Origin of the sequence: Leclercia sp. UBA1284 (assembly GCF_002308415.1) — a bacterium.
GTDB lineage: Bacteria > Pseudomonadota > Gammaproteobacteria > Enterobacterales > Enterobacteriaceae > Enterobacter > Enterobacter pneumoniae.
The window spans coordinates 2,073,390-2,099,663 of sequence record NZ_DBUS01000006.1 but is presented as its reverse complement, the minus strand read 5'-3'; the positions used below and the strand labels follow the sequence as shown (position 1 = coordinate 2,099,663).

Here is a 26,274-nt window from a genome sequence, read left to right as displayed (position 1 = left end):
ATAAGTGACGAGGCGACCGTTGTGCAATTATTCACGACTGAGCCCGGGATCTTCTTGCCACGTCAGCAGCGCGTCCAGCGGCATAGGGCGACTAATCCAGTATCCTTGTAAGAAATTGACGCCATGTTCCCGCAGCCACTTTGCCTGCTCGACTGTTTCTACCCCTTCCGCCACGGTGACCATATTTAGCCGGCGCGCCAGGGTAATGACCGCGTCGAGGACGGGGGAGGTAACCGTTTCCATACCGATGGTGTTGACGAACCCACGATCGATTTTGAGATAGTCCATCGAGAAGCGCTCAAGATAGATGAGCGCGCTATGCCCGGTACCAAAGTCATCAATCGCCACTTCAAAGCCTTCATGATGAAGCCAGTCGAACAGCCGGGCCGCTTCGCTGTGTTGCAGCATATTGCGCTCGGTAATTTCAAGCACGACCTGGAAGTGATTCGGCGGTAGCGAGGCGGCAAATTTGCGCATGTCTTCTTTAAAACTTTCGGCATGCAGGTGGCCTGGAGCAATATTGATCCCCAGTTTTGCACCCGGCGGTAGCCGTTTTTTCAACATTGGCGCATCGCGCAGTATCAGGTCAAAGAGGTGCAGCGTCAGCGGGACGATCAACTTTTGTGCTTCAGCAAAGTTGATAAAAGCATCAGGCGGGATCTCTCCGGCACCCGGATGACGCCAGCGCATGAGTACCTCTACGCCAGTCATTTTTAGATCGTTGGCATCTACAACCGGCTGATAGACCACATAAAACTGATCCTGCTTAATGGCCGTCAGGATCTCTTTTCTTGGGTTAGCCCGCGCCATCGACAGGTAGTAGCAGACAACCGCACTGCTGATGCCGCAAATCACGCCGAACAGTAATGCAAACAGCAAGTCTTCTCGTGTCCAGGCTTCGGCGTAAAGATTTATTTGCAGCGGCAACTCTTCAATGCGGGTGGACCGTATGGGTGGCGTGGTTAATTCGTTGGCATGCAGCAGGTGATCGGCATAGGTTGAAAAGGCGGTGTTTCCTACCACCAGCGCAATGGCCGCAAACTCATCCTGGCGGGCGGTATATAAAAGGTAAGGGGTCAGGTTGAGGTTAATTGAGGTAAAAATGCCGCCATCGTTTACCAGCGGGTTACGGTACCACAGCACAATGGCGGATTTATTCGGCATCATTGGGGTGCCGGGGACCAGCGCCATATCGATTGGCTTTTTCAGATCAATTTCGGGAACCAGATCCGTAAGGGGGGTGTTCATCGGCCCGGTGGCCGAAGAGCAAAAAGCGATTTTGTCTTTCACCAGCAGAAATGCGCGAACGTTCAGGCTAAAGGCCGCGCGCGAGGTCAGCTCTGAACCCACATCCTCACATCTATTCAAAGTCATGGGTTGCAACTGGTCGACAGAGGTACGCAGCTCGGTGAAATAGCTCTCCATATACAATCGAAGATCGACAATCAGGTTATCGAACCTTACCGCGCGTTTATGGTAACTGGAAAAAAATTGCAAAACGCCGCAGAGCAGGGCGATAAACAGGCCGGTAAGAAGGCTAATGATCAGCACCTTACGGCGGGATGAAAAGTAGCGGGTGAACATTGATGTTATCAGATCCTGATTTGCCGCCCCCGTCTTCATGACGGCTAAATTCATGCAGTTACACGACTATAGCCTGGATTGGCTTTGCCAGAGAAAGGTTACGCTCTCTTGCCTGGCGATTAAACAAAAAAAGCACCGCCGTAGCAGTGCTTTATTCAACGTGTTGTCAGCCAAGGGTAACGGACAACACGCATCGATTAACTCCGCGTCAGTACACGGCGCGCTTCATTGTAGCGCTTCTTCCAGTAAGGCTCGTTCATACTGGAGATCATCACACCGTTGCTGGTGGATGCGTGGACGAACTGATCATTACCGATATAGATGCCGACGTGTCGGCCGGTCGAACCTGCGCGGAACAGGACTAAATCGCCGGTGCGTAAGCTGGTACGCGAAATCGACTTGCCCATCTCCTGCTGTTCATAGGTTGAACGCGGAAGTTCTAAACCAAACTGCTCACGGAAAGTACGCTGTACGAAACCGGAACAATCAATACCTTTTTTGGTGCTGCCACCCAGGCGGTAACGAACGCCTTTCCAGCTGGCATACTGGTCCATAAGTCGGGATTTCACATCCAGATTACGTACCATTGTTTCAAATTCATCCTGAGAGGCTTGCAGTGAAGAGGCGTCTTCTGACCCCACAACACGCGTCTCAGGATGCATATTCTTCGCGGTATTCGTTGTGCTACAAGCAGAAAGCAGAACCGCAACTGCAATCGCCGGGATCCCCCGCAAGATATATCTCAAAATCGGTTGAGATTTGACCATTTTGTTTATTTTCCCTTGAAGTCCTTAACGATCAATATCGTTATAAAAATGCCAAACGTGACGAGACTAATTACCTGCGCACTTTGAGACAATTCTTTATGGTCAAATCTGTGGCGAATCGCACAAATTTTTCTGCATTAGAAATAATTACGGTGCTGGGTAAAACGAGTCTGAGAGTAACCGATTGCCGAACCCATTGCGAGTAAAAAAAGCCAATTTTTTATAAGTATTTGTGATAGCCAAATCAGGCTGATGGGAAAGGGAAATGAGGGGAGAAATCAGGCTAAAAATCACACAACTGATTCATTTGTATGCCGATTAATGTTACAGCATGATGACATAATGTAAATTAAGCAGCCGTTAAATCGTCAGGGATCGATAACGATCCCTGACGGCGCTTAATAATTTCGGTTAGTTATTTGTTTTATTTTTGTTGAATTTATGAGGTAAATAACGATCGAACACGGCGATTAATTTATCACTTAATGGAGTCATCAGACACCAGGGAAGACCAATCAGCGCCACAGAGAGCGACCCGACAGCAATATCGGTGAACCAGTGGGCGCCAATCATGACCCGCGGGAAAGCAAAGACCATAAAGATAATCAGGGCAACCATAAAGGCTTTACGACCGAAATAGCGCCATACTACTGCCGCAAAAATAAGCAGCATCATCCCGTGATCGCCAGGGAAACTGTCTTTCGAGGCGTCTTTCGTTGAAATATGCAGCAATTCGCTAACGCGATAAATATCAGAAAACCAGAGCGTAGGACTCGAACGTTTCACCGGAATAAGGGCAGATGCCAGTTGATTCAGCACCACAGCAATCAATAACATCACCAGCCCGATAATAATAATGCGCCGACGGCCTTCTGCCGATGCCTGGCGCCAGAACCAGAGAAGCAGACAGCCCATCGCCAGTAACGAACATCCGTCAAAAGCACGGTTATTGGTGATGGCGACCAGCCACAGGAAGGCACGACTCTCCACCAGCTTATGGTTAAAGAAGTGGAAGATGCCACTGTCCAGCGGGAACCAGAAGCCGTGGTTAACCGGCAGGTACCATGAGAAGAAGAGCGCCAGGCCAGCGACATTAAGCAGTATTATCTGGGGGAATCGTGTTTTCATCATCGTTTACTAAGCTAAGAAGTCCGGGCAACGTTAGTTGTCGGAAGTTAAACGAAGCTTCAACAGACTAGCCTGAAGTGCGTTCCAGTCGGTATTTACCGCACTAATTAGCTCTATACGGCTGTCCGGTGGAGCCACTCCCTGGGTTTCGATGAAGTAATCTTCCCCCTGGCGATTAATCCGCACCAGGCCATCTGGCGTGCGCATCACCCCTTTAACGCGCTCAACCGGCGCCAGTCGCGCCCATTCCAGCAGACCGATAGTGTCGAAACAGGTGTCAGCGTCAAAAATCCATCCGCACGCCTGATGGCCCTGGCCGCTATTGAGGTTACGCCGCCAGCGCTGGTGGGCAGGCAGGCTCAGGGCGGCAAGCCCTTTCTGATCGCGATGGGAATGGTTGTGTTCCGCGCTGGCAGGCAGTTCCACCGTATTCAGGCGCGGCAGATCTAACAAGGCGATATCGATATTGCCCTGCGTTGCGTACTGCAACTGACGCTCCCCGCCGACGTGTTGCCACCAAATCTGAAGCGCTTCACGGCTTTCTTGCGTCGCCCGGTCTTCTTTGTTGGCAATGATAATATCGGCAGAAGCCAGCTGATCGCGGAAGTTATCATTTTGTACCGCTTTTTCGTCCAGCAACTGACGCGGGTCGAGTACGCACAACGTCGCACGCAGATCGATCCAGGGTTCATAAACCGGCGAGGTGAGCAGGTCGAGGATCTGCTTTGGATGGCCGAGGCCAGTGGGCTCGATGAGCAGGCGGTCGGGTTTACCCTTTCGCAGAAGCGTGTTCAGGCCAACCTGCATCGGCAGACCATTAACACAACACATGCAGCCTCCGGGTATCTCTTTGATCATCGCGCCGCTGTCGGCCAGCAGCGCGCCATCGATACCCACTTCGCCAAATTCATTGACCAGTACGGCCCATTTTTCGGCAGGATCTTTATTGGCCAGCAGATGCAAAATTGAGGTGGTTTTGCCGCTGCCGAGAAAACCGGTGATCAGGTTAGTCTTGGTCACATGTGCTCCAGGAGTGATAACTGTAATCTTATAACAATTATCAATAATCCTGGCTGAAAAGAACAGTCATGAGAAGAGGTCACGCGAACGGAACCCTATTCCGTCCGCGTAAACCGCCATTATTGGGAAAGGTTTAGCGTATCAATGATCGCCTGGCGGGCGCCGGTGTGCTGAATACGCTGGTAAGCGTTGCTGACGGCGTCAACAAACCCGGCATCCTGCGGCAGATCCTCGCCAAAAATTTCGCTCAGGCCAAGCAGCGCCTGCACGCGCGTCTGCTCGGTACTGCTGTCGACGATAGCGCGGATTTTGTCGCTCAGGGGATCGCGTACGTCGATGGCCTGACCCGCATCATCCACGCCGCTGACGTAACGCATCCAGCCCGCTACGCCAAGCGCCAGCAGTGGCCACGGGGTGCCGCGCTGCAGGTGCACGCGGATCCCTTCCAGCATGCGCTGAGGCAGCTTCTGGCTGCCATCCATCGCAATCTGCCATGTACGGTGCTGCAGGGCCGGGTTGGTAAAACGGTCGATCAGACTGTCGGCATACGCATCCAGATCCACACCGGTAATGCGCAGGGTAGGGGCTTGTTCGGTCAGCATCAGCTGACGGGCAGCCTTGCGCAAAGCCTCGTCCTGCATGCAGTCGCTGATATGGGCAAACCCGCTGAGATAACCCAGCCAGGCGAGGAAAGAGTGGCTGCCATTAAGCATTCGCAGCTTCATCTGCTCCCAGGGCAATACATCCTGCACAAGCTGAACGCCCGCGGCTTCCCACGCCGGGCGACCGGCCACAAAATTATCTTCAACCACCCACTGGATAAAGGGCTCACAGCTGATGGCGCAGGGATCATCCACACCCAGCACGTCAGCAATTTCCGCAAGGGAGGCGTCGGTCGCTGCAGGAACAATGCGATCCACCATCGTCCCCGGGAAGCTAACATGTTCCGCAATCCACTCAGCCAGTTCCGGCGAGCGTTTCTGCGCCATGCCCAGCACCGCGTTTTTCACTACATGACCGTTGTCGGGGATGTTATCGCAGGAGAGCACACTGCACGGCGTCAGGCCGCGTTCGCGACGACGGTGTAACGCTTCGACCAAAATACCCGGCGCCGAGTGTGGCTCAGTGGGATTTTCCAGATCGTGAAGAATACGTTCGTTCTGCACATCCAGTTTGCCGGTGGCCGGATCAATGCAGTAACCCTTTTCCGTAATGGTCAGAGAGACGATCGCCACCTGCGGTTCACAGAACTTCTCAATAATGGCGGCCAGCGAATCAAGCTTCGCGTTCAGGCACTCATGCACCGCGCCGACGATGATGGGTTGATTCCCGTCCGCCCCTTTTTCCAGCACGGTAAACAGGTGATCCTGCGCGCGCAGCTGGCTCATCAGCTTATCGCCGCTAAACAGGCTAATCTCACAGATACCCCAGTCGCCGCCCTCGGAATTCAGCACGCGATCGGTTAACAGCGCCTGATGCGCGCGATGAAAAGCACCAAATCCAAAATGGACGATGCGGGAGCGCAGTTGCTGACGATCGTACTGGGGCTGCTTAACGTTAGCGGGCAGCGTAATAGAGGCAATTGTCTTCATGAAATACACACCTGATTAACCGTTAATTAACAATGTCAGTCTAAAGTTATATGACAGCAATTTAAATTGGTGAGCCGTAAATATGCGGGAACTGTGAGTTTGATCAATCAATGAGGCGAGGCGCGTTGACCCGGCGCGTTAGACATGTATGGTAGTCGTCATTGCGTCACATTATATTGGTATAACAACTTTGCGAGGATGAAGCGATGGAACAAACCTGGCGTTGGTATGGCCCGAACGATCCGGTTTCTCTTGATGACGTGCGCCAGGCAGGCGCGACCGGCGTGGTGACCGCGCTGCATCATATTCCTAACGGTGAGGTATGGCCGGTAGAAGAGATTAAACAGCGCCAGAAGCTGCTGGCCGAAAAAGGGCTCACCTGGTCGGTCGTGGAAAGCATTCCGGTGCACGAAGAGATCAAAACCCATTCCGGGCAGTGCGCGACCTGGATCGCCAACTACCAGCAGAGCATTCGTAACCTGGCGGCCTGCGGTATTGATACGGTCTGCTACAACTTTATGCCTATCCTCGACTGGACGCGCACCGATCTGGAATACGAATTGCCGGATGGCTCCAAAGCACTGCGCTTTGATCAGATCGCCTTCGCCGCATTTGAGCTGCATATTCTGAAGCGTGAAGGCGCCGCAGCCGATTACAGCCCTGAAGAGCAGCAACAAGCCCAGGCATGGTTTAATGCGGCCAGCGCGGCAGAGATCGAAAAATTGACCCGCAATATTATTGCCGGCCTGCCGGGCGCTGAAGAGGGCTATACCCTCGACCAGTTCCGCGCGCGTCTGGCGGAGTATGGCAATATCGATAAAGCGCAGCTGCGGGAAAACATGGCGCACTTCCTGCGCGCTATCGTCCCGGTGGCAGAAGAAGCGGGCGTGCGTCTGGCAGTCCATCCGGACGATCCACCGCGTCCAATTCTCGGTCTGCCGCGTATTGTCTCTACCATTGAAGATATGCAGTGGCTGAAAGAGACCGTCGACAGCATCAACAATGGCTTCACTATGTGTACCGGCTCCTACGGCGTGCGTGCCGATAACGACCTGGTGCGGATGATCGAAACCTTTGGTGACCGTATTCACTTTACTCACCTGCGCGCTACCTGCCGGGAAGAGAATCCAAAAACCTTCCACGAAGCCGCGCATTTGGGCGGTGACGTGAATATGGTGGCGGTGGTGGACGCTATCCTCAGCGAAGAGCAACGCCGCAAGAAAGCGGGCGATGTGCGACCGATTCCATTCCGTCCCGATCACGGCCATCAAATGCTGGACGACCTGCGTAAGAAAACCAATCCTGGCTATTCGGCGATTGGGCGACTGAAGGGGATGGCGGAAGTGCGTGGCGTGGAACTGGCGCTAAAAATGACCAAATATCCCGAACTGCTGTAAAAAAGAAACCCGGCGAAAGCCGGGTTTTTTGTCTTAGTCTGCACGACCCATATAGCGTTTTTCTTCGATATGGATACGGATCTTCTCACCGGCGGAGAGGTACTCCGGAACCTGCACTACCAGGCCGGTGGTCAGCGTCGCCGGTTTGTTACGGGCGCTGGCTGAAGCCCCTTTGATGCCCGGTGCGGTCTCAACGATTTCCAGATCAACGGTCTGCGGCAGCTCAAGCGCCAGCAGCTGGCCGTCCCAGGTCAGTACCTGCATATCCGGCATGCCGCCTTCAGGCATAAACTGCAGCTCGTCTGCGATCTGATCTTTGGTGAAGATATACGGGGTGTAATCTTCTTTATCCATAAACACGTATTCGTTGCCATCAATATAAGAGAAGTCAACGAAGCGGCGGGTCAGGGTCACGGTATCGACGATATCGTCGCCTTTAAAGCGCTCTTCCACTTTAAGACCGGTGCGGACATCGGAGAAACGCATTTTATACAGCGTCGCTGCGCCACGGGCGCTCGGTGCCTGGATATCAATATCCTTCACAATCAGCAGCTTGCTGTTGTAGTTCAGCACCATACCTTTTTTAATTTCGTTCGCTCTTGGCATTGCAGTAATCCTGTTAACGGGGAGGTCAAAAATATCGCGTCAAAGTACTCGCGCGCGGGCTTTCAGGCAAGAGGAATTCGTGGGTTTTGCTATCAATACATAAAAGGTGTTACTGTGCGCGCCACGCCCGCTCTGCGGGTTCTCGTCAGGGTAAGAGAGCCTTTATGGAATGCCGTCCAGACTGTGGAGCGTGCTGCACTGCACCCTCCATTACCAGCCCGATTCCCGGCATGCCCAACGGCAAGCCGGCGAATACACCGTGCGTACAGCTGGATGCGCAGCAGCGCTGTAAGATTTTTGGCTCACCGCTACGCCCAAAAGTCTGCGCCGGCCTGCAGCCCGCCGCCGATATGTGTGGCAGTTCGCGCCAGCAGGCGATGACCTGGCTGCTAGAGCTGGAGGCGCTGACCGCGCCTTAAATGTCTTTTATGCGCGTCAGGCAAACGCAGGTGATCACGCACATCGCCAGCGCTATCCAGAAGACCGCATGATAGCTCCAGATCTCGGCCACCACACCGGCCATCGAGCCCGCGATGATCCAGCCCACGCGCGTCGTATTGGTATAAAGCGTGGTGGCTGCCCCCGCCTGGCCGGGCATTAAATCCTGAAAATAGAGCATGCCGATCCCCGCCAGAATGCCGATATAAATCGCATTGAGCAGCTGTAACCCCAGCAACAACGCCGGTGAGCTGGCGGTCAGCATCCCGACATAGAACAGCAGTCCTGCTACGGCGGCAATGCGCATCAGAAAGCGCTTGCCGAAGCGCCTGGCGTAATAGCCGGCAATCAGCATGGTCGGGATTTCCAGCCCCGCCGCCGCGCCCATCATGATGCCCGCCAGTTTTTCCGACAGATGCAGTTCATTAATAATAAACAGCGGCATATTGATGATGTACAGACTGTTGGTACCCCACATCAATGTGCAGATAATAAACAGCAGCAGGGCGTCGCGGCGGTTACGACGCGGGGCTTCCAGCGTACCGGTCGCCAGCTTCGGCTCTTTACGCATAGAGGGTAAAAAGAACCATACCATCAGGCCGCAAATGATGTACGCCGCTGCGGCGCTGAGATACATCACCGTAAAGCCAAAACCCATCGCCAGGGCGTAAGCCAGCGGCGGGCCTATCACCCAGGCCAGCGAAACCTGGGCACGCAATATTGAACTGAACATCACCGCTTCACGCCCGGTGCGATCCGCATGTTCGCGGGCGAGGGCAAACATCTGCGGGTTAGCCGTAGAGCCAAAACTCCCCAAAAAGACGCCAACGAACAACAAAATGAAGTAGTTACGGTTCCATGCAAATAGCAGGCAGGCGAAGACGCCCAGCAGACAACAGAAGACGATCAAGCTTTTGCGATCGCCCTTTTTGTCTGAGCGGCCCGCCAGAAACTGGCTAACAAAAATGCCGATGATAGCGCTGCCGGTAAAAAAGAAGCCAACCATCGCCGGACGGGCATGCACTTCCGTGGTCAGGAACAGGCTCAGCGTAGGGGTTTGCAGTGCACCGGCAATACCGGTGAGGAAGGCCACAATCAAAAACGCCGATGACGTCAAATCAAACGATTTTTGCCTGGCGGCAGCGGGAGTCGTATGCATGTTTCTGTATCAGTAATATGAAGAGAGGCGGAGTTTACGCCGCTTGTCAGAAAATGAACAGATGCGCACTCTTATTACCCACAAAAAATCAAAATGGCATTTCATATTGCCGCTGCGCTTGCTGAAGCTGCTGAAGTAAAGCGCGCTGGTCTCTTTTATTGCCCACCAAAGAGGACGTAATGTTGCAAAAATGTGCTGCAACTCTAAATTCCGAAAGCTGAAACGTAACTTTACTTGCAAGGATGGCGATAAAAAGCAAGACTTCTTGAAACGTTTCAGCGCTAATTGGTTGATCTAACACAAACGGATTGGCGCCTATTTTCACATTTAAGCTGAAACGATTCAATTTCAGCAGGAGTGGAGAGCTATGTTCCAGTTATCCGTACAGGACATTCATCCGGGCGAACAGGCCGGTAATAAAGAAGAGGCCATCCGGCAGATCGCTGCCACGCTGGTACAGTCTGGCAATGTTGCCGCTGGCTATGTTGATGGCATGCTGGCGCGTGAGCAGCAGACCTCAACCTTCCTCGGCAATGGCATCGCCATTCCCCATGGCACCACCGATACCCGCGATCAGGTTCTCAAGACCGGTGTGCAGGTGTATCAATTCCCGCAGGGCGTGCTCTGGGGCGAAGGGCAGGTGGCGTATGTCGCCATCGGTATCGCCGCCAGCAGTGACGAACATCTGGGCCTGCTGCGTCAACTGACGCACGTACTGAGCGATGACGCAGTGGCGGAACAACTGAAAACTGCCACCACCGCTGAAGAGCTGCGAGCACTGCTGATGGGTGAAAAGCAGAGCGAAGCGCTGAAGCTGGATAACGCGACGCTGTCGCTGGATGTGGTCGCCTCGGATCTGGTGACGCTGCAGGCGATGAACGCCGCACGTCTGAAAGAGGCGGGCGCGGTCGACACAGCATTCGTCACCCATACCATAACGGACAAGCCGCTGAACCTGGGCCAGGGCGTCTGGCTGAACGACAGTGCTGAAGGCAATCTGCGCAGCGCTGTTGCCGTCAGCCGTGCGGCCTCTGCATTTGATGTTGAAGGTGAGAAAGCAGCCCTGCTGGTGACCGTCGCGATGGCCGATGACCAGCCGGTTGCCGTGCTCAAACGCCTGAGCGATCTGCTGCTGATCAACAAAGCTGACAAATTGCTGAACGCGGATGCCGCGACCCTGCTGGCGCTGCTGACCAGCGATGACGCGCTGACCGACGACCTGCTCAGTGCAGAGTACGTGGTACGTAACGAACACGGTCTGCATGCCCGCCCGGGCACCATGCTGGTTAATACCATCAAGCAGTTTGAAAGCGACATTACCGTCACTAACCTCGACGGCAGCGGTAAGCCCGCTAATGGCCGTAGCCTGATGAAAGTGGTCGCGCTGGGTGTGAAAAAAGGCCATCGCCTGCGCTTCACCGCCCAGGGTGCCGATGCTGAACAGGCGCTGAAAGCCATTGGCGATGCCATCGCGGCAGGTCTGGGGGAGGGCGCATAATGAGCAGACGTGTTGCAACGATTACGCTGAATCCGGCTTACGACCTGGTAGGATTCTGCCCGGAGATTGAGCGCGGCGAAGTCAACCTGGTGCGCACCACTGGCCTGCATGCGGCAGGTAAAGGGATCAATGTGGCGAAGGTGCTGAAAGATCTGGGCATCGATGTCACCGTAGGCGGCTTCCTGGGCAAAGATAACCAGGACGGCTTTCAGCAGCTGTTCAGCGAACTGGGCATTGCTAACCGTTTCCAGATTGTGCAGGGCCGTACCCGCATCAACGTGAAGCTGACCGAGAAAGACGGTGAAGTGACCGACCTGAACTTCTCCGGCTTCGAAGTGACGCAGTCAGACTGGGAACGTTTTGTTAACGACTCGCTCTCCTGGCTGGGCCAGTTCGACATGGTATGCGTCAGCGGCAGCCTGCCGTCGGGCGTCAGCCCGGAAGCTTTTACCGACTGGATGACGCGTCTGCGCAGCCAGTGCCCGTGTATTATTTTCGACAGCAGCCGTGATGCGCTGGTTGCAGGCCTTAAAGCCGCACCATGGCTAGTCAAACCAAATCGTCGCGAACTGGAAATCTGGGCTGGCCGTAAGCTGCCAGAATTGAAAGATGTGATTGATGCTGCCCATGCGCTGCGTGAACAGGGTATCGCTCATGTGGTGATTTCATTGGGTGCAGAAGGCGCGCTGTGGGTTAACGCGTCTGGCGAATGGATTGCCAAACCGCCGTCGATGGAAGTGGTAAGCACCGTTGGCGCAGGGGATTCCATGGTAGGTGGGCTGATTTACGGCCTGCTGATGCGTGAATCCAGTGAACACACGTTACGTCTTGCTACCGCTGTTGCTGCCCTGGCCGTGAGCCAGAGCAATGTCGGTATTACCGATCGTACCCAGTTAGCCGCGATGATGGCGCGCGTTGACTTAAAACCCTTTAACTAACAGCAGGAGAGGCATAATGAAAACGCTGCTGATTATCGACTCTGCTCTCGGACAGGCCCGCGCCTATATGGCAAAGACCCTGCTGGGCGCGGCGGCACACAAAGCACATCTGGATATCCTGGACAACCCGAACGATGCCGAACTGGTGATCGTTCTGGGCGACACCATTCCTGCTGACAGCGCGCTGAACGGCAAAAAGGTGTGGCTGGGCGATATCAATCGCGCGGTTGCCCACCCGGAGCTGTTCCTGAGCGAAGCGAAGGATCACGCCTCGGTCTATACCCTGCCAGCGGCAACGGCACCGGCCCTGAGCGGCGGTCCGAAACGCGTGGTGGCGGTGACAGCCTGTCCAACGGGCGTGGCACACACTTTCATGGCGGCTGAAGCCATTGAAACCGAAGCCAAAAAACGTGGCTGGTGGGTAAAAGTTGAAACCCGCGGCTCCGTGGGTGCAGGCAATGCCATCACCCCCGAAGAGGTGGCTGAAGCAGATCTGGTGATCGTGGCGGCAGACATCGAAGTGGATCTGGCGAAATTCGCCGGAAAACCGATGTACCGTACCTCTACTGGTCTGGCGTTGAAGAAGACCGCGCAGGAGTTCGATAAGGCCGTAGCAGAAGCGAAGCCGTATCAGGCGGCGGGCGGTGCCCAGGGCGCGACGGAAACCAAAAAAGAGTCTGCTGGCGCTTATCGTCACCTGCTGACCGGGGTTTCCTATATGCTGCCGATGGTGGTAGCTGGTGGTCTGTGTATCGCACTCTCCTTCGCTTTCGGTATCGAAGCCTTTAAAGAGCCGAACACGCTGGCTGCGGCGCTGATGCAAATTGGTGGGGGTTCTGCCTTCGCGCTGATGGTACCTGTCCTGGCAGGTTATATCGCCTTCTCTATCGCGGATCGTCCGGGTCTGACTCCAGGTCTTATTGGCGGTATGTTGGCTGTAAGCACAGGTTCAGGTTTCATCGGCGGGATCATCGCGGGCTTCCTGGCCGGTTATGTTGCGAAGCTGATTAGTTCGAAGTTGAAATTGCCGCAGAGTATGGAAGCTCTGAAGCCGATCCTGATCATTCCGCTGCTTTCAAGCCTGGTGGTGGGTCTGGGAATGATCTACCTGATTGGTAAGCCGGTCGCGGGTATCCTCGAAGGCCTGACCCACTGGCTGCAAACCATGGGCACTGCCAATGCGGTACTGCTGGGCGCAATCCTCGGTGGCATGATGTGTACCGATATGGGCGGCCCGGTGAATAAAGCGGCCTATGCGTTTGGTGTTGGCCTGCTGAGTACCCAGACTTACGCGCCGATGGCTGCCATTATGGCTGCCGGTATGGTGCCACCGCTGGCGCTGGGCCTGGCGACTATTATTGCCCGCCGTAAATTCGATAAGGCACAACAGGAAGGCGGCAAAGCAGCGCTGGTTCTCGGTCTGTGCTTCATCACCGAAGGTGCCATTCCGTTCGCTGCGCGTGACCCAATGCGCGTTCTGCCTTGCTGTATCGCGGGTGGTGCAGTGACCGGTGCTATCTCTATGGCCATTGGTGCGAAGCTGATGGCACCGCACGGCGGTCTGTTTGTACTGCTGATCCCTGGAGCGATCACGCCGGTGCTGGGTTACCTGCTGGCGATTATCGCCGGTACCCTGGTGGCGGGTCTCTCTTACGCGGTGCTGAAGCGCCCGGAAGCGGAAGCAGTTGCCAAAGCGGCTTAAACCCGCTCACGTATAAAGGCAGAGGTGACTCTGCCTTTTTTTCATCTCAAAAACGCGGCGTCGGCCGCGTTTTTTTATGGCCTGACAAACGGCCATTTTCCCTCCGGACATATCGCTATTCCGCAATCACCCCGTCTGGGGTAGGGGTGGCAGCGTCGATCGGCGTAATATAACGAGAAAGGCGTGAAGCGGTTAACGTAATAATTCAGAGAAATTATTTTCGGGATCCATCTCCCGCGCCAGATTAAGCAGTCGGGATTTATTTTTGATGATATAGCCCGCTTTTTGCTTTATCAGTACACCTTCCTGAGTAAACTGCGCAATAACATAAAGAAGATGACGGTAGGAGACCCCCATATATTCGGCCGCCTGCGTATGTTTTTCGCGATAGATATCACAATTCTGCGTCAATAAAATAAAGGCCGCCAGTCGATTAATCAGCGGGAAAGACTGATTTTGGGTAAGCGAAACAATATTGCGATAATTTTTGCGGCTTAGCGCAATGCACAAATGCCGTAAAAATGTTGCATCATTCAACAATAAGGGGCGGTACTGCTTCATCGGCAACGCCAGACACCAGCACGCTTCAATGGCCTGAACGGCCCGGGGTTCGTGATCCGCGTCAACTAATTCAATTTCGCCAATAAAACAGGGTGCAGTAAAGAAATCGATCAGCGACACCCGCCCATTGGCTGAGGTGGCGTACAGTCTGGCGCGTCCGCGCACGAGATAGAAGAGCCAGGCAGGTTGTTGGCCTACTCTCACGATCTCCTCACCTGCTGCGACCTCAAACAAGCGGGTATCCCGCAAAATATCCACGGAAAACCGTTCCTTATATCCTGACTGCAAAATCAGTTCCTGTTTAACAACCTCATTGTGGATCTCTTTCACGGCCCATTCCTGATGTGAGATTTCTCATATTTAGCATACGTTCTCCGTTGTTAACATTCAATCGTCGACACACCCCCCTTAATGACTGAAATGAAATTAACGCAACAGCGAACCGAGGAAATAAAAATGGAAAAGAGAAAGATCATTCTTGATTGCGATCCAGGCCATGACGATGCTATTGCGATAATGCTGGCAGCAAGGCATCCGGCTATCGATTTATTAGGGATAACGATCGTTGCCGGTAATCAGACGCTGGATAAAACATTAGTCAATGGATTAAATGTCTGTCAGACATTAGATATACATGTTCCGGTCTATGCGGGTATGCCGCAGCCGATAATGCGCCAGCAAATCGTTGCCGATAATATCCATGGCGAAACGGGTCTGGATGGCCCGGTATTTGCTCCGTTGACCCGCAAAGCGGAAAATACGCATGCCGTAAAATTCATTATCGATACGCTGATGGCAAGCGAAGGGGATATCACCCTGGTGCCCGTCGGTCCGCTGAGCAATATTGCGGTGGCGATGCGTATGCAGCCCGCCATTGTGCCCAAAATCCGTGAGATTGTGCTGATGGGCGGGGCCTACGGCACCGGTAATTTCACCCCATCCGCTGAGTTTAATATCTTTGCCGATCCGGAAGCGGCCCGCGTTGTCTTCACCTCCGGCGTGCCGCTGGTGATGATGGGGCTGGATCTGACTAACCAGACGGTCTGCACTGCCGACGTGATCGCCAGAATGGAAAAAGCGGGGGGACCGGCCGGCAAGCTTTTCAGCGACATCATGAACTTTACCCTCAAAACCCAGTATGAAAACTACGGCTTAGCGGGCGGCCCGGTACACGACGCCACCTGTATTGCTTACCTCATCAACCCTGCCGGCATTAAAACCCAGGAGATGTACGTCGAAATCGACGTCAACAGTGGCCCTTGCTATGGACGTACAGTGTGCGATGAGCTGGGCGTTCTCGGAAAACCGGCGAACACCAAAGTGGGCATCACCATCGACACTCACTGGTTCTGGGACTTAGTGGAAGAGTGTGTACGTAAGTACCACTAATCCCCTGGGCGTGCGGCGTGACAGCCATTGCGCAAAGCGCCATCGCTGTCACACCCAACGGGCAGCAAGCGGTAGCCCGCAACAAAATCAGACCTGGCCGTAAGAGAAAATCATTATGGACGTCATGAGAAGTGTTCTGGGTATGGTGGTATTACTGGCAATCGCGTTTCTGCTGTCAGTGAATAAAAAGCGTATTAGTCTGCGCACGGTAGGGGCGGCGTTGCTACTGCAAATCGCCATCGGCGGCATCATGCTCTATTTTCCACCCGGGAAGTGGCTGGCAGAAAAGGCTGCCTACGGCATCCACAAAGTGATGACCTATAGCGATGCCGGTAGCGCCTTTATCTTTGGCTCGCTGGTCGGACCCAAGATGGACAAAGTCTTTGATGGTGCCGGCTTTGTGTTTGCCTTTCGCGTGCTGCCCGCCATTATTTTTATCACCGCGCTGGTCAGCCTGCTCTATTACATTGGCGTGATGGGCTTCCTGATTCGTCTTCTTGGAGGGATTTTCCAGAAAGCGCTTAATATCAGCAAAATCGAATCCTTTGTCGCGGTCACCACCATTTTCCTCGGGCAGAATGAGATCCCGGCGATCGTGAAGCCTTTTATGGAGCGTCTTAACCGCAATGAGCTTTTTACCGCGATCTGTAGCGGGATGGCGTCGATTGCGGGGTCGACAATGATTGGCTACGCCGCTTTAGGGGTACCCATTGGTTACCTGCTGGCCGCCTCGCTGATGGCAATCCCGGGCGGCATTCTCTTTGCTCGCCTGCTGAGCCCGGCGACGGAGGCCTCGCAAGTATCGTTTGATAAACTTTCGTTTACCGAAACGCCGCCCAAAAGCATTATTGAAGCGGCCGCCAGCGGGGCGATGACCGGGCTGAAAATCGCCGCCGGCGTGGCGACGGTGGTCATGGCCTTTGTGGCCATTATCGCCATGATCAACGGGATTATTGGCGGTATTGGCGGTTGGTTTGGTTTCGGCGGGGCGACCCTGGAGGGGATTTTTGGCTACGCGCTGGCGCCGCTGGCATGGTTGATGGGGGTCGACTGGAGCGATGCGCATCTGGCCGGTAGCCTGATTGGTCAGAAGCTGGCGATAAACGAATTTGTCGCTTATCTCCACTTCTCGCCCTGGCTGCAAACTGCCGGCCAGCTGGATGTGAAAACCATCGCCATTATCTCGTTTGCGCTGTGCGGGTTTGCGAATTTCGGATCGATTGGGGTCGTGGTCGGGGCGTTTTCTGCCGTTTCCCCCCGACGTGCGCCGGAAATTGCGCAGCTGGGGTTGCGGGCACTGGCCGCCGCCACGCTCTCTAATCTGATGAGCGCCACCATTGCGGGTTTCTTTATTGGCCTGGCTGGGTAAGAGTCGCGCCGCGTAAGCGGCGCGATAGTCGATCGAAATGGGCCTGCGGCCAGAGGACGTTATCAGCAGTCTCCGGGGCTTAAGCTGACGCCGTTGCCTCCGCCGTTTGCTGTGCCTTCAGCCAGGCAATCTCTTCGGCCCAGATATCCGGATTAATAGTCTCCAGAACCATGGGAATGCCGTCGAAGCGGGCGTCCTGCATAATAAAGCGGAACGCATCATGGCCGATATTGCCTTCACCCAGGCTGTGATGGCGGTCAACGCGGCTACCAAAGGCGCTTTTCGCATCGTTCAGGTGCATACCGTGCAAATACTGGAAGCCGACGATACGCTCGAATTCTGCGAAGGTTTTTTCGGTCTCTTCGGTAGTACGGAGATCGTAGCCTGCGGCAAAGGCGTGACAGGTATCGATACACACCCCCACGCGGGTTTTGTCCTCAACCCCGGCGATAATCTCGGCCAGCTGTTCGAATTTAAACCCGAGGTTGCTGCCCTGACCGGCCGTGTTTTCGATGACGGCGGTCACCCCTTGCGTTTTGTCCAGCGCGATATTAATGGACTCAGCGATGCGTGCCAGACAGGTGGATTCGTCGATTTGCGACAAGTGGCTACCAGGGTGGAAGTTCAGCAAGGTCAGGCCAAGCTGTTCGCAGCGCTGCATCTCATCAATGAACGCGTCGCGAGATTTATCGAGAGCCTCCTGGACCGGATGACCTAAATTAATCAGGTAGCTGTCATGCGGCAGAATTTGGCCGGGGCCAAAGTGGTATTTCTCGCATGCGGCTTTAAAATCATCAATCACTTGTGTGGAGAGCGGGGCGGCGCGCCACTGGCGCTGATTTTTGGTGAACAGGGCGAAAGCGGTCGCCTCAATTTCAGCAGCGCGAATGGCAGCATTAGCAAGACCGCCAGCTGCGCTGACGTGCGCTCCAACATATTTCATAAAGGGACTCCTGTTTAACCCGCCGGGGAAAGCAAACGCTTATGATAGCGGGTTAACAGGAGAAGGATGTAGTGGTTTATGCCATCAGGCTATGAACCGCCAGGTTGATGGCACCCCCGCCGACGATCAGCCAGATAAAGAGGATCAACGCCATCAGCAGCGGCTTAACGCCGGCCTTTTTCAGAGCACTGACGTAGGTTGTGACCCCCAGTGCTGCCATCGCCATCGCCAGCAGGACGGTATCCAGGGTGATTAGCATATCGACCACCGCTTTTGGCAGCAGGTGGAAGGAGTTAAAGATAGCCACCACGATAAAGAGGATAGCGAACCACGGAATGGTGATTTTACCTTTCTGCGCCTGGCCCGCCGGTGCCAGCTGTTTAACCCTTGCTGCGAGGAAGATGAGGAACGGTGCCAGCATCATCACGCGCAGCATTTTGGCGATCACCGCCGCGTTTTCCGCCTCCGGATTGATAGCATGACCCGCAGCCACTACCTGAGCGACCTCGTGCATGGTCGAACCGATATAGATGCCGTAGTTTTCCGGGCTGAACCAGTGCGCCAGCAGGGGGTACATGGCCGGATAGAGGAAAATGGCCAGGGTACCGAATATCACCACGGTTGCCACGGCCACCGTCACTTTACTGGCCTCGGCTTTCACTACCGGCTCGGTCGCCAGCACCGCCGCCGCGCCGCAGATGCTGCTGCCTGCGCCAATCAACCAGCTGGTGTGTTTATCCAGCCCGAACACTTTTTGTCCGATAAAGCAGGCCAGCATAAAGGTGCTGCTCAGCGTCAGCACATCTATGGCGATGCCGCTGACACCCACGTCGGCAATCTGGGCAAAGGTGAGGCGAAAACCGTAGAGAATGATCCCCAGGCGTAGCAGGTGCTGTTTAGCAAAGATCACGCCGCCATCACAGGCACGCCAGAGGCGCGGGTACACCGTATTACCGACCACCATGCCGAATAAAATGGCCAGCGTCAGGGCGCTAAACCCGGCCCCCGCTACCGCAGGGATACTGCCACCCCAGAGTGCCGCGCCGGTGATGAGTGCGCTCAGGGCCAGACCCGGGGCGTAATGCCATACAGAACGATGATGCTGTGCAATCAGTGTCGTCATAATCTTCTCCTTTCTCTGGCTGGAGATTACGCCGCGCTGGTTTAAAAATAAAATTGATTATATATTTATAATTAATCTTTATAAGTGGTAAGCACCCCCTACTGACCCTACCGTGGAATGCGACTATGCACATTACCTTACGCCAGCTTGAAGTCTTTACCGAAGTGCTGAAAAGCGGCTCGACGACCCAGGCATCGCAGATGCTGGCGTTATCGCAATCTGCGGTCAGCGCGGCGCTCACCGACCTTGAAGGGCAACTCGGCGTGCAGCTTTTTGACAGGGTAGGGAAGCGGCTGGTGGTGAACGAGCATGGGCGGCTGCTCTACCCCCGGGCGCTGGCGTTGCTGGAGCAGACGGTCGAGATTGAGCAGTTGTTCCGGGAAGAGAACGGAGCCATTCGCGTTTCGGCGAGCAGTACGATTGGCAACTATATCCTGCCGGAGGTCATCGCCCGCTACCGCCGGGATTTCCCTACCTTGCCGCTGGAGATGAGCGTAGGGAACAGCCAGGATGTGATTAACGCCATTATCGACTTTCGGGTCGATATCGGTCTCATCGAAGGGCCATGCCATAACGCGGATATTGTTGCTGAACCCTGGCTGGAAGATGAACTGGTGGTCTTTGCTTCGCCGGCCTCTTCGCTGCTACAGGGGGAGGTAACGCTGGAACGGCTGGCGCAGGCGCCGTGGATATTACGTGAGCATGGCTCGGGTACCCGTGAAATTGTCGATTATCTTCTGTTGTCGCATTTGCCGCAGTTTCATCTGGGCATGGAGCTTGGCAACTCGGAAGCCATCAAGCATGCGGTTCGCCATGGGTTGGGCATCAGCTGCCTTTCACGGCGGGTGATTGCCGAGCAACTGGAGAGCGGTTCGCTGGTGGAGATTGCGCTGCCCTTGCCAAAGCTGGTGCGCACGCTATGGTGCATTCGCCATCGTCAAAAACACCTTTCCAGCTCGCTACAGCGCTTCCTGCGCTACTGCCAGCAGTAAGCACCAGTGGCCGGGGTGAAATCGGTCGAAACTCTGCTTTACTTATAATCCTGGACCGGTCATGAAGCTCTCTTATAACAGAGTATTTCTGCCGGAAGGAACGCGGATCCTCTGCTACAATCGCGCCTCATTTTTTGAATGGACAGCATTTTCATATGGTTTCCGAAACTAAAACCACAGAAGCGCCCGCGCTACGTCGCGAACTCAAGGCGCGTCACCTGACGATGATCGCCATTGGCGGTTCCATCGGTACAGGTCTTTTCGTTGCCTCTGGCGCAACGATTTCCGCGGCAGGCCCGGGTGGGGCACTCTTCTCTTATATTCTGATTGGCCTGATGGTCTATTTCCTGATGACCAGTCTCGGTGAACTGGCGGCCTATATGCCGGTTTCCGGCTCTTTCTCTACTTATGGGCAAAAGTACGTCGAGGAAGGCTTCGGCTTCGCGCTGGGCTGGAACTACTGGTACAACTGGGCGGTGACCATCGCTGTTGACCTCGTGGCGGCACAGCTGGTGATGACATGGTGGTTCCCGGACACGCCAGGTTGGATCTGGAGTGCGCTTTTCCTGGCCGTCATCTTCCTGCTGAACTTCATCTCGGTGCGCGGCTTTGGTGAGGCGGAATACTGGTTCTCCCTGATCAAAGTGGCGACCGTCATTATCTTTATCATTGTGGGTCTGGCGATGATCGTCGGCATCTTCAAGGGCAGCGAGCCTGCGGGCTGGAGCAACTGGGAGATTGGCGATGCGCCGTTTGCTGGCGGCCTCTCGGCAATGATTGGCGTGGCGATGATTGTGGGATTCTCCTTCCAGGGTACCGAACTGATTGGTATCGCGGCGGGGGAGTCTGCCGACCCGGAGAAGAACATTCCCCGCGCGGTGCGGCAGGTGTTCTGGCGTATCCTGCTGTTCTATGTGTTCGCTATCCTGATCATCAGCCTGATTATTCCGTATACCGATCCAAGCCTGCTGCGTAATGATGTAAAAGATATCAGCGTCAGCCCGTTCACCCTGGTGTTCCAGCATGCGGGCCTGCTCTCTGCGGCGGCAATCATGAATGCGGTGATCCTGACGGCGGTGCTCTCTGCGGGTAACTCTGGCATGTATGCCTCAACCCGTATGCTCTACGCGCTGGCGTGCGACGGTAAAGCGCCGCGTATTTTCGCCAAACTGTCTCGCGGCGGTGTGCCACGTAACGCCCTGTTGGCCACTACCGTCATTGCCAGCCTGTGCTTCCTTACCTCGATGTTCGGTAACCAGACGGTCTACCTGTGGCTACTGAATACCTCCGGGATGACGGGCTTTATCGCGTGGCTGGGCATTGCCATTAGCCATTACCGTTTCCGTCGTGGCTATGTGAAACAGGGTCATGATATTAACGATCTGCCGTACCGCTCCGGCTTCTTCCCGCTGGGTCCGATTTTTGCCTTCGTACTTTGCCTGATCATCACCCTGGGTCAGAACTACGAAGCCTTCCTGTCGGACACTATCGACTGGGGTGGGGTGATGGCGACCTATATCGGCATCCCGCTGTTCCTCATCATCTGGTTTGGTTACAAACTGGCGAAAGGAACGCGCTTCGTGCGCTACAGCGAAATGGAATTCCCGGGACGCGTTAAGAAATAATGTTCCGGCCATAAAAAAGCCCCCGGCAACCGCCGGGGGCTTTTTGTTTGTGGATCAGAAGCTGTAGGTCATCCCCACGGTGTAACGGCGTCCGTCCAGCACGGTGTCGTAGGTATCGTAATCGATCTGCTTATCGAGAACGTTGTAGACCCCGGCAGAAACCAGCAGATTTTTGTTGGCGTTATAACGCAGGCCCACATCAATCTGGGTGTAAGACGGGGTGCCCTGGGACATGGAAGTACGGCTCAGGTACTCAGACGTTTTGCCGCGGAAGTTGAGGCGACTCCAGAGGCCGACATCTTCGGTCGCCTGCCAGTCCAGCGTGGTGTTGAACATATGCTTCGGCATTTTGTTCAGCGGTTTGCCAGAGAACTGGCCGCTCTTCTGTTCAGATTCGGTATAGGTGTAGTTGGCCGTCCAGTTCACATCCCGGGTGATTTTCCAGCCGAAGGTGGACTCTACGCCGCGCATGTTGGCTTTATCGACGTTGACACGATCGCTGACGAAATCATAGGTTTGGTTGCCGATGGTACAGGCCGGATCGGTGCGGCTGTTACACCGGCGGACTTCCGTGATCTTGTCTTTGAAATCGGTATTGAACAGGGTGACGCCCGCGTTGAGGTTATCGTTGTTATCCCACAGCAGGGCGATCTCTTCGCTCAGGCTCTTTTCCGGCTTCAAATCGGGGTTGCCAACAATAATGCCCTCCAGACGACCACCGCCGGTAACCTGGCCCCAGTTGGCAGAAGACTGACGCAGATCGGGCGCACGATAGCCTGCCGAGACGCCACCCTTCAGGGTCCACTGATCCGCCAGATGCCATACGCCGTAGCCACGTGGCGTCCAGTTGGTGCCGTAGTTCTCATCTTTATCCATACGCAGGCCGCCGGTCAGCGTAAAGCTTTCGGTCATCGCCCACTCGTCTTCGGCAAATAGTGCCCAGCTCCAGCGGGTCAGCTTGCTTAACCCATCGGCCGCGGCCAGCTGGTTACCTTCATCACGCAGTTTTTCATAACGATACTGCCCACCCAGCGTCAGGGTGTGATCGCCCAGGAAAACCTGGTTCTGGTTATTAAAGGTGGTGTTGTACGAGCGCATATCGCGGTCGGGGTTGTTGGTCTCTTCCTGCTGAATGTAGCTGGTGCTATTGAAATCGTCGTAATAGCCGCTGTGGGTCAGAGCCCAGGTGGTGTGCTCGTAGCGGGTTTCACTTTTGGTATTTGGGGTACAGACATTACCGCGACAGTTTTCAGCCGCTTTCGACATCCCCGGCGTGCTGTTGCGATCCTGCAACTCACGGGCAAAATCGAGGTCAATGTCGTTCTTCTCGTCCGGCGTGAAGTTGAGCGTGATACCGCCGTTACGCATTTTCTGCTCGTTAAAACCGTTCTCAATCTTATCTTCCGCGCGGCGTGAGAGCAGGCCGGTCACCTTCGCACCCAGCAACCCGTCAATCAGCGGGCCAGAGGCATACGCATTGGTCTGGAACAGATCGCCAGAATCGTTATTCTCCTGGAAGGTGGCATCGCCATGCAGCGAGCCGGTCCAGGCTTTGGTGTTCGATACTTTCTTAGTGATGACGTTAATCACGCCGCCCATGGCATCGGAGCCATACAGGGAGGACATCGGCCCGCGGATCACTTCGATACGTTCGATGGACTCCAGCGGCGGCAGCCAGCCTTGTTCGATGCCGGAGTTATCGCTGTTAGGGCGGGTGCTGCGGGTGCTGATTCGCTTACCGTTGACCAGGAAGAGGGTGTATTGCGAAGACATGCCGCGAATACTGATATCGCTGCTGCTGCCACCGCCTGTCACCACCACGCCCGGCACGTCTTTCAGCGCGTCAGTCACGTCCCGGTAGGCCTTATCTTCGATCTGCTGTTTAGAGATGACGGAGATAGAGGCGGGGGCATTCTGGATTTTTTGTTCAAAGCCGGTCGCCGTGACAACAACGGTGTCCTGGTCGGCTGCGTGAAGGAGAGGGGACAAAGTGGCGATGCTAACGGCGATAGCCAGACGATTAATCTGAGGTATTGTCATTTGTACATTCCGTATAAAAAAAGATAAAACTCCATGGAGATAACCCTGAGAACCCTATGTATTTGTCTTGTATGAACTCTTTGGCATGGAGAAGAGCCTGGAATTGTACAAAAGAATGTTTATTTGTAAACACTAATGATAATTGAAATCATTTGTGTTTGATTGGAGGGGTAAAGAATGACAGAAGATTCAATAAGATGATGGAATGTAAAGGTAGGGGAAGGTAAAGAAGGAGGGCAGCGCCCTCCTGAATAACTAGGCGAAGAGGTGTTCGGCGTGAAAACGCAGGTGGTCTTCGATAAAGGTAGCAATAAAGTAGTAGCTGTGATCGTATCCCGGCTGGATGCGCAGGGTGAGGGGCCAGGCGGTTTGACGCGCGGCTTCGGCCAGCACCGCAGGCTGGAGTTGGCCAGCGAGGAACTGATCCGCATCGCCCTGATCGATAAGCGTAGGGATGGCATGCTCTGGCTGACTGGCGAGCATCAACGCGCAGCTGTCCCATGTCTGCCAGCAGGTGGCATCATCACCCAGATAGTGGCTGAAGGCTTTTTGTCCCCAGGGCACCTGTGTCGGATTAACAATCGGCGCAAAAGCCGACACGCTGGTGAAGCGACCCGGATTTTTCAGGGCCATGATTAATGCCCCATGGCCGCCCATAGAATGGCCGCTGATGGCGCAGCGATCGCTCACCGCAAAGGTTTGAGTAATCAGGGCAGGCAGCTCATCGCGCAGGTAATCGTACATGCGGTAATGGCTGGCCCAGGGCTGCTCGGTGGCGTTGAGATAAAAGCCGGCGCCTTTACCCAGATCGTAGCCGGCATCGTCCGCTACATCGTCCCCACGCGGGCTGGTGTCTGGCATTACCAGGACGATGCCCAGTTCTGCGGCAACACGCTGGGCGCCCGCTTTGGTGGTGAAGTTTTCATCATTACAGGTCAGACCGGAGAGCCAGTACAACACCGGTGGCCTTGCGGTTTCGTCAACCGGCGGCAGAAAGATGCTGAACGTCATGGCGCAGTTCAGAACCGTGGAGTCGTGGCGCCAGCGCTGCTGTCGGCCTTCATAACAGTGGTGCTCTTCGAGCAGTTCCATGCAGGGCTCCTTAAGGGTTGGGCGAATCATTCGGCCCATAATACAGATAATTCATTCACCTGTGAGCAACTTTCACTTCCGCATCGCCTCCCAATACTGCATCATAAATTAACTAAATTTTAACAACTGGAGTGATCATGGCGCTGCGTATCGCGCTCAGCGGTTTTGTGGTTCTGGTGGTGGCGATGGGTATCGGACGGTTTGCTTTCACGCCGCAGGTGCCGCTGATGATTGCGGCCGGTCAACTGACGCTCACCAGCGCCGGGCTGGTTGCCGCGATGAACTATCTCGGCTATCTGGTCGGTGCGTGGGATGCCATGCGCGCCCACCGCTTCGTCGAAGGGCGGCTGTGGCTGGGGATTATCGGTGCCGTAGCGCTGACGCTGCTCTCTGCCGTGGCAGATAACGCCATTGTTCATGGCCTGTTGCGCTTCGTGATTGGCTGCATGAGCGGCTGGTCGATGGTGCTGATTGCCGCCTGGACCAACGAACGACTGGCCCATTACGGCAAGCCTGGGCTGAGTGCGGCGGTTTTCGCCGGACCGGGAGCCGGTATTGCTATCAGCGGGCTACTGGCGGTTTATATTCAGTCGCGAGCCCTGAGTGCAGGGGCCGCGTGGCAGATTTATGGCGTGCTGGCGCTGGTACTGATTGTCCTGGTCGCCCGCTATCTGCCCCGCGCCGGGCAGCTGCACCGTCCGGGGAGCGCGCCTGAGCCTCTGATCCTGACGCGCGATCTCCGCCGTCTGGTGTGGAGCTACAGTCTGGCGGGGTTTGGCTATATCCTGCCGGCCACCTTCCTGTCGCAAATGGCGGCGCTGCGTTTTCCGGGTAGCGTCTTCGCCCAGTTCGTCTGGCCCGTATTTGGCGCTGCCGCAGTGATCGGTATTGCGCTGAGTATCGCGCTGCGTCATATTTCGACGTCAAACCGCAGGCTGGCACTGGTGCTTTGGTTACAGGGTATTGGCGTGCTGGCCGCCTGGCTGATGCCCGGTATGGCCGGCCTGATTACCGGCGCGCTGCTGGTCGGCGGCGGTTTCTTATGTGCCGTGCAGTTGTCGCTGTTATATGGCCGTGAACTGGCGCCTGGTCATACCCGCTACATGGCCGGATTATTAACTACCGGTTATGCGGTCGGGCAGCTGGTAGGGCCGGTAACCTCGGCGCTGTCGACCTGGCTCACGCATCAGCTTGAGCCGGCTTTAGGCCTTGCGGGTATCGCGCTATTCGTCGCGGGCGCGCTGGTCTGGCACCGTTACGATGAAAGGCTACAGCAATCGTAATAATTATCGCTGTGAATACTGGATTAAG

General features: G+C 55.1%; 23 protein-coding genes. 10 read left to right on the top strand and 13 right to left on the bottom strand.

Features of this window, described 5'->3' with window-relative positions; translation table 11 throughout:
• Positions 1-27 precede the first annotated feature (27 nt).
• The 5 genes from B3511_RS13335 to B3511_RS13315 all read right to left on the bottom strand — a co-directional run bounded on the left by B3511_RS13335 (position 28) and on the right by B3511_RS13315 (position 6,091).
• Positions 28-1,584 carry a cyclic di-GMP phosphodiesterase gene (locus tag B3511_RS13335; RefSeq protein WP_286782777.1) on the bottom strand — a complete coding sequence of 519 codons (1,557 nt, stop codon included), beginning with the start codon at positions 1,582-1,584 and terminating at the stop codon, positions 28-30.
• 197 nt (positions 1,585-1,781) lie between these two features.
• Complete coding sequence (gene mepS, locus B3511_RS13330) at positions 1,782-2,351, bottom strand: bifunctional murein DD-endopeptidase/murein LD-carboxypeptidase (RefSeq protein WP_040074767.1); 570 nt, start codon at positions 2,349-2,351, stop codon at positions 1,782-1,784.
• 411 nt (positions 2,352-2,762) lie between these two features.
• The gene (locus B3511_RS13325; protein WP_212477817.1) at positions 2,763-3,479 is read right to left on the bottom strand and encodes a phosphatase PAP2 family protein; all 717 of its coding nucleotides are present in this window, start codon (positions 3,477-3,479) and stop codon (positions 2,763-2,765) included.
• A gap of 33 nt (positions 3,480-3,512) precedes the next feature.
• A complete protein-coding gene (locus B3511_RS13320) occupies positions 3,513-4,499 on the bottom strand; it encodes a CobW family GTP-binding protein (protein WP_286782775.1) in 987 nt (328 codons plus the stop codon).
• Positions 4,500-4,618: 119 nt separating this feature from the next.
• Positions 4,619-6,091 (bottom strand): mannitol dehydrogenase family protein, encoded by a 1,473-nt coding sequence (locus B3511_RS13315; RefSeq protein WP_286782773.1) that lies wholly within the window; start codon positions 6,089-6,091, stop codon positions 4,619-4,621.
• A 206-nt stretch (positions 6,092-6,297) separates the two neighbouring features.
• On the opposite strand from B3511_RS13315, the gene uxuA reads away from it, so the two are divergent.
• A complete protein-coding gene (gene uxuA / locus B3511_RS13310) occupies positions 6,298-7,488 on the top strand; it encodes a mannonate dehydratase (protein ID WP_040074771.1) in 1,191 nt (396 codons plus the stop codon).
• 33 nt (positions 7,489-7,521) lie between these two features.
• On the opposite strand, the gene yeiP is transcribed toward uxuA, so the two are convergent.
• Entirely contained in the window at positions 7,522-8,094 is a 573-nt protein-coding gene (gene yeiP / locus B3511_RS13305; RefSeq protein WP_040074772.1) for an elongation factor P-like protein YeiP, read from the bottom strand.
• Between the two features lie 164 nt (positions 8,095-8,258).
• Here yeiP and B3511_RS13300 point away from each other — a divergent pair, with 164 nt between their 5' ends.
• Positions 8,259-8,513, top strand: a complete 255-nt coding sequence (locus tag B3511_RS13300) for a YkgJ family cysteine cluster protein (protein ID WP_046884725.1) — start codon at positions 8,259-8,261, stop codon at positions 8,511-8,513.
• On the opposite strand, the gene setB is transcribed toward B3511_RS13300, so the two are convergent.
• Complete coding sequence (gene setB / locus B3511_RS13295) at positions 8,510-9,691, bottom strand: sugar efflux transporter SetB (RefSeq protein ID WP_207292117.1); 1,182 nt, start codon at positions 9,689-9,691, stop codon at positions 8,510-8,512. The genes B3511_RS13300 and setB overlap by 4 nt on opposite strands.
• Positions 9,692-9,779: 88 nt before the next feature.
• A complete protein-coding gene (locus B3511_RS13290; protein ID WP_233801643.1) occupies positions 9,780-9,992 on the bottom strand; it encodes a hypothetical protein in 213 nt (70 codons plus the stop codon).
• 66 nt (positions 9,993-10,058) lie between these two features.
• On the opposite strand from B3511_RS13290, the gene fruB reads away from it, so the two are divergent.
• Genes fruB through fruA form a run of 3 tightly spaced genes read left to right on the top strand, consistent with a single transcriptional unit; the run spans position 10,059 to position 13,829 of the window.
• Positions 10,059-11,189 (top strand): fused PTS fructose transporter subunit IIA/HPr protein, encoded by a 1,131-nt coding sequence (gene fruB, locus B3511_RS13285; protein WP_286782769.1) that lies wholly within the window; start codon positions 10,059-10,061, stop codon positions 11,187-11,189.
• Positions 11,189-12,127 carry a 1-phosphofructokinase gene (gene fruK / locus B3511_RS13280; RefSeq protein WP_040074777.1) on the top strand — a complete coding sequence of 313 codons (939 nt, stop codon included), beginning with the start codon at positions 11,189-11,191 and terminating at the stop codon, positions 12,125-12,127. Before fruB ends, fruK begins: the two co-directional genes overlap by 1 nt.
• A gap of 16 nt (positions 12,128-12,143) precedes the next feature.
• Positions 12,144-13,829, top strand: coding sequence for a PTS fructose transporter subunit IIBC (gene fruA, locus B3511_RS13275; protein WP_040074778.1), 1,686 nt, complete (start codon positions 12,144-12,146; stop codon positions 13,827-13,829).
• Positions 13,830-14,021: 192 nt separating this feature from the next.
• Here the strand turns inward: fruA and B3511_RS13270 are convergent, their stop codons facing one another.
• On the bottom strand, positions 14,022-14,720 hold the full coding sequence (locus B3511_RS13270) for a transcriptional regulator YeiL (protein WP_046884729.1): 699 nt from the start codon (positions 14,718-14,720) through the stop codon (positions 14,022-14,024).
• Between the two features lie 126 nt (positions 14,721-14,846).
• Between B3511_RS13270 and rihB the strand changes: the two genes are divergently transcribed.
• Positions 14,847-15,779, top strand: a complete 933-nt coding sequence (gene rihB, locus B3511_RS13265; RefSeq protein ID WP_207292115.1) for a ribosylpyrimidine nucleosidase — start codon at positions 14,847-14,849, stop codon at positions 15,777-15,779.
• Between the two features lie 115 nt (positions 15,780-15,894).
• Entirely contained in the window at positions 15,895-17,148 is a 1,254-nt protein-coding gene (locus B3511_RS13260) for a NupC/NupG family nucleoside CNT transporter (protein ID WP_286782767.1), read from the top strand.
• 79 nt (positions 17,149-17,227) lie between these two features.
• Here B3511_RS13260 and nfo read toward each other — a convergent pair whose 3' ends face one another.
• Both nfo and B3511_RS13250 read right to left on the bottom strand, forming a co-directional pair.
• Positions 17,228-18,091: a deoxyribonuclease IV gene (nfo, locus tag B3511_RS13255; RefSeq protein ID WP_286782765.1), complete on the bottom strand. Its 864-nt coding sequence runs from the start codon at positions 18,089-18,091 to the stop codon at positions 17,228-17,230.
• A gap of 76 nt (positions 18,092-18,167) precedes the next feature.
• Positions 18,168-19,214 (bottom strand): YeiH family protein, encoded by a 1,047-nt coding sequence (locus B3511_RS13250; RefSeq protein ID WP_286782763.1) that lies wholly within the window; start codon positions 19,212-19,214, stop codon positions 18,168-18,170.
• A 125-nt stretch (positions 19,215-19,339) separates the two neighbouring features.
• On the opposite strand from B3511_RS13250, the gene yieE reads away from it, so the two are divergent.
• The gene (gene yieE, locus B3511_RS13245; protein ID WP_212477739.1) at positions 19,340-20,206 is read left to right on the top strand and encodes a DNA-binding transcriptional regulator YeiE; all 867 of its coding nucleotides are present in this window, start codon (positions 19,340-19,342) and stop codon (positions 20,204-20,206) included.
• 155 nt (positions 20,207-20,361) lie between these two features.
• Positions 20,362-21,831 carry an amino acid permease gene (locus tag B3511_RS13240; RefSeq protein WP_040074787.1) on the top strand — a complete coding sequence of 490 codons (1,470 nt, stop codon included), beginning with the start codon at positions 20,362-20,364 and terminating at the stop codon, positions 21,829-21,831.
• Between the two features lie 54 nt (positions 21,832-21,885).
• Here B3511_RS13240 and B3511_RS13235 read toward each other — a convergent pair whose 3' ends face one another.
• Positions 21,886-23,871 (bottom strand): ligand-gated channel protein, encoded by a 1,986-nt coding sequence (locus B3511_RS13235; RefSeq protein ID WP_286782761.1) that lies wholly within the window; start codon positions 23,869-23,871, stop codon positions 21,886-21,888.
• A gap of 255 nt (positions 23,872-24,126) precedes the next feature.
• Entirely contained in the window at positions 24,127-24,963 is an 837-nt protein-coding gene (gene fghA / locus B3511_RS13230; RefSeq protein ID WP_286782760.1) for an S-formylglutathione hydrolase, read from the bottom strand.
• A 137-nt stretch (positions 24,964-25,100) separates the two neighbouring features.
• Here fghA and B3511_RS13225 point away from each other — a divergent pair, with 137 nt between their 5' ends.
• A complete protein-coding gene (locus tag B3511_RS13225) occupies positions 25,101-26,246 on the top strand; it encodes a YbfB/YjiJ family MFS transporter (RefSeq protein WP_286782757.1) in 1,146 nt (381 codons plus the stop codon).
• Positions 26,247-26,274 lie beyond the last annotated feature (28 nt).

Bases quoted from the DNA above. Each gene is read 5' to 3' on its own strand.
- B3511_RS13260 (WP_286782767.1), top strand. From the start codon at position 15,895: ATGGACGTCATGAGAAGTGTTCTGGGTATGGTGGTATTACTGGCAATC.
- B3511_RS13335 (WP_286782777.1), bottom strand. From the start codon at position 1,584: ATGTTCACCCGCTACTTTTCATCCCGCCGTAAGGTGCTGATCATTAGC.
- fghA (WP_286782760.1), bottom strand. From the start codon at position 24,963: ATGGAACTGCTCGAAGAGCACCACTGTTATGAAGGCCGACAGCAGCGC.
- yieE (WP_212477739.1), top strand. From the start codon at position 19,340: ATGCACATTACCTTACGCCAGCTTGAAGTCTTTACCGAAGTGCTGAAA.
- uxuA (WP_040074771.1), top strand. From the start codon at position 6,298: ATGGAACAAACCTGGCGTTGGTATGGCCCGAACGATCCGGTTTCTCTT.
- nfo (WP_286782765.1), bottom strand. From the start codon at position 18,091: ATGAAATATGTTGGAGCGCACGTCAGCGCAGCTGGCGGTCTTGCTAAT.
- B3511_RS13315 (WP_286782773.1), bottom strand. From the start codon at position 6,091: ATGAAGACAATTGCCTCTATTACGCTGCCCGCTAACGTTAAGCAGCCC.
- B3511_RS13325 (WP_212477817.1), bottom strand. From the start codon at position 3,479: ATGAAAACACGATTCCCCCAGATAATACTGCTTAATGTCGCTGGCCTG.
- rihB (WP_207292115.1), top strand. From the start codon at position 14,847: ATGGAAAAGAGAAAGATCATTCTTGATTGCGATCCAGGCCATGACGAT.
- B3511_RS13225 (WP_286782757.1), top strand. From the start codon at position 25,101: ATGGCGCTGCGTATCGCGCTCAGCGGTTTTGTGGTTCTGGTGGTGGCG.
- B3511_RS13235 (WP_286782761.1), bottom strand. From the start codon at position 23,871: ATGACAATACCTCAGATTAATCGTCTGGCTATCGCCGTTAGCATCGCC.
- yeiP (WP_040074772.1), bottom strand. From the start codon at position 8,094: ATGCCAAGAGCGAACGAAATTAAAAAAGGTATGGTGCTGAACTACAAC.
- B3511_RS13300 (WP_046884725.1), top strand. From the start codon at position 8,259: ATGGAATGCCGTCCAGACTGTGGAGCGTGCTGCACTGCACCCTCCATT.
- setB (WP_207292117.1), bottom strand. From the start codon at position 9,691: ATGCATACGACTCCCGCTGCCGCCAGGCAAAAATCGTTTGATTTGACG.
- mepS (WP_040074767.1), bottom strand. From the start codon at position 2,351: ATGGTCAAATCTCAACCGATTTTGAGATATATCTTGCGGGGGATCCCG.
- fruA (WP_040074778.1), top strand. From the start codon at position 12,144: ATGAAAACGCTGCTGATTATCGACTCTGCTCTCGGACAGGCCCGCGCC.
- fruB (WP_286782769.1), top strand. From the start codon at position 10,059: ATGTTCCAGTTATCCGTACAGGACATTCATCCGGGCGAACAGGCCGGT.
- B3511_RS13240 (WP_040074787.1), top strand. From the start codon at position 20,362: ATGGTTTCCGAAACTAAAACCACAGAAGCGCCCGCGCTACGTCGCGAA.
- fruK (WP_040074777.1), top strand. From the start codon at position 11,189: ATGAGCAGACGTGTTGCAACGATTACGCTGAATCCGGCTTACGACCTG.
- B3511_RS13250 (WP_286782763.1), bottom strand. From the start codon at position 19,214: ATGACGACACTGATTGCACAGCATCATCGTTCTGTATGGCATTACGCC.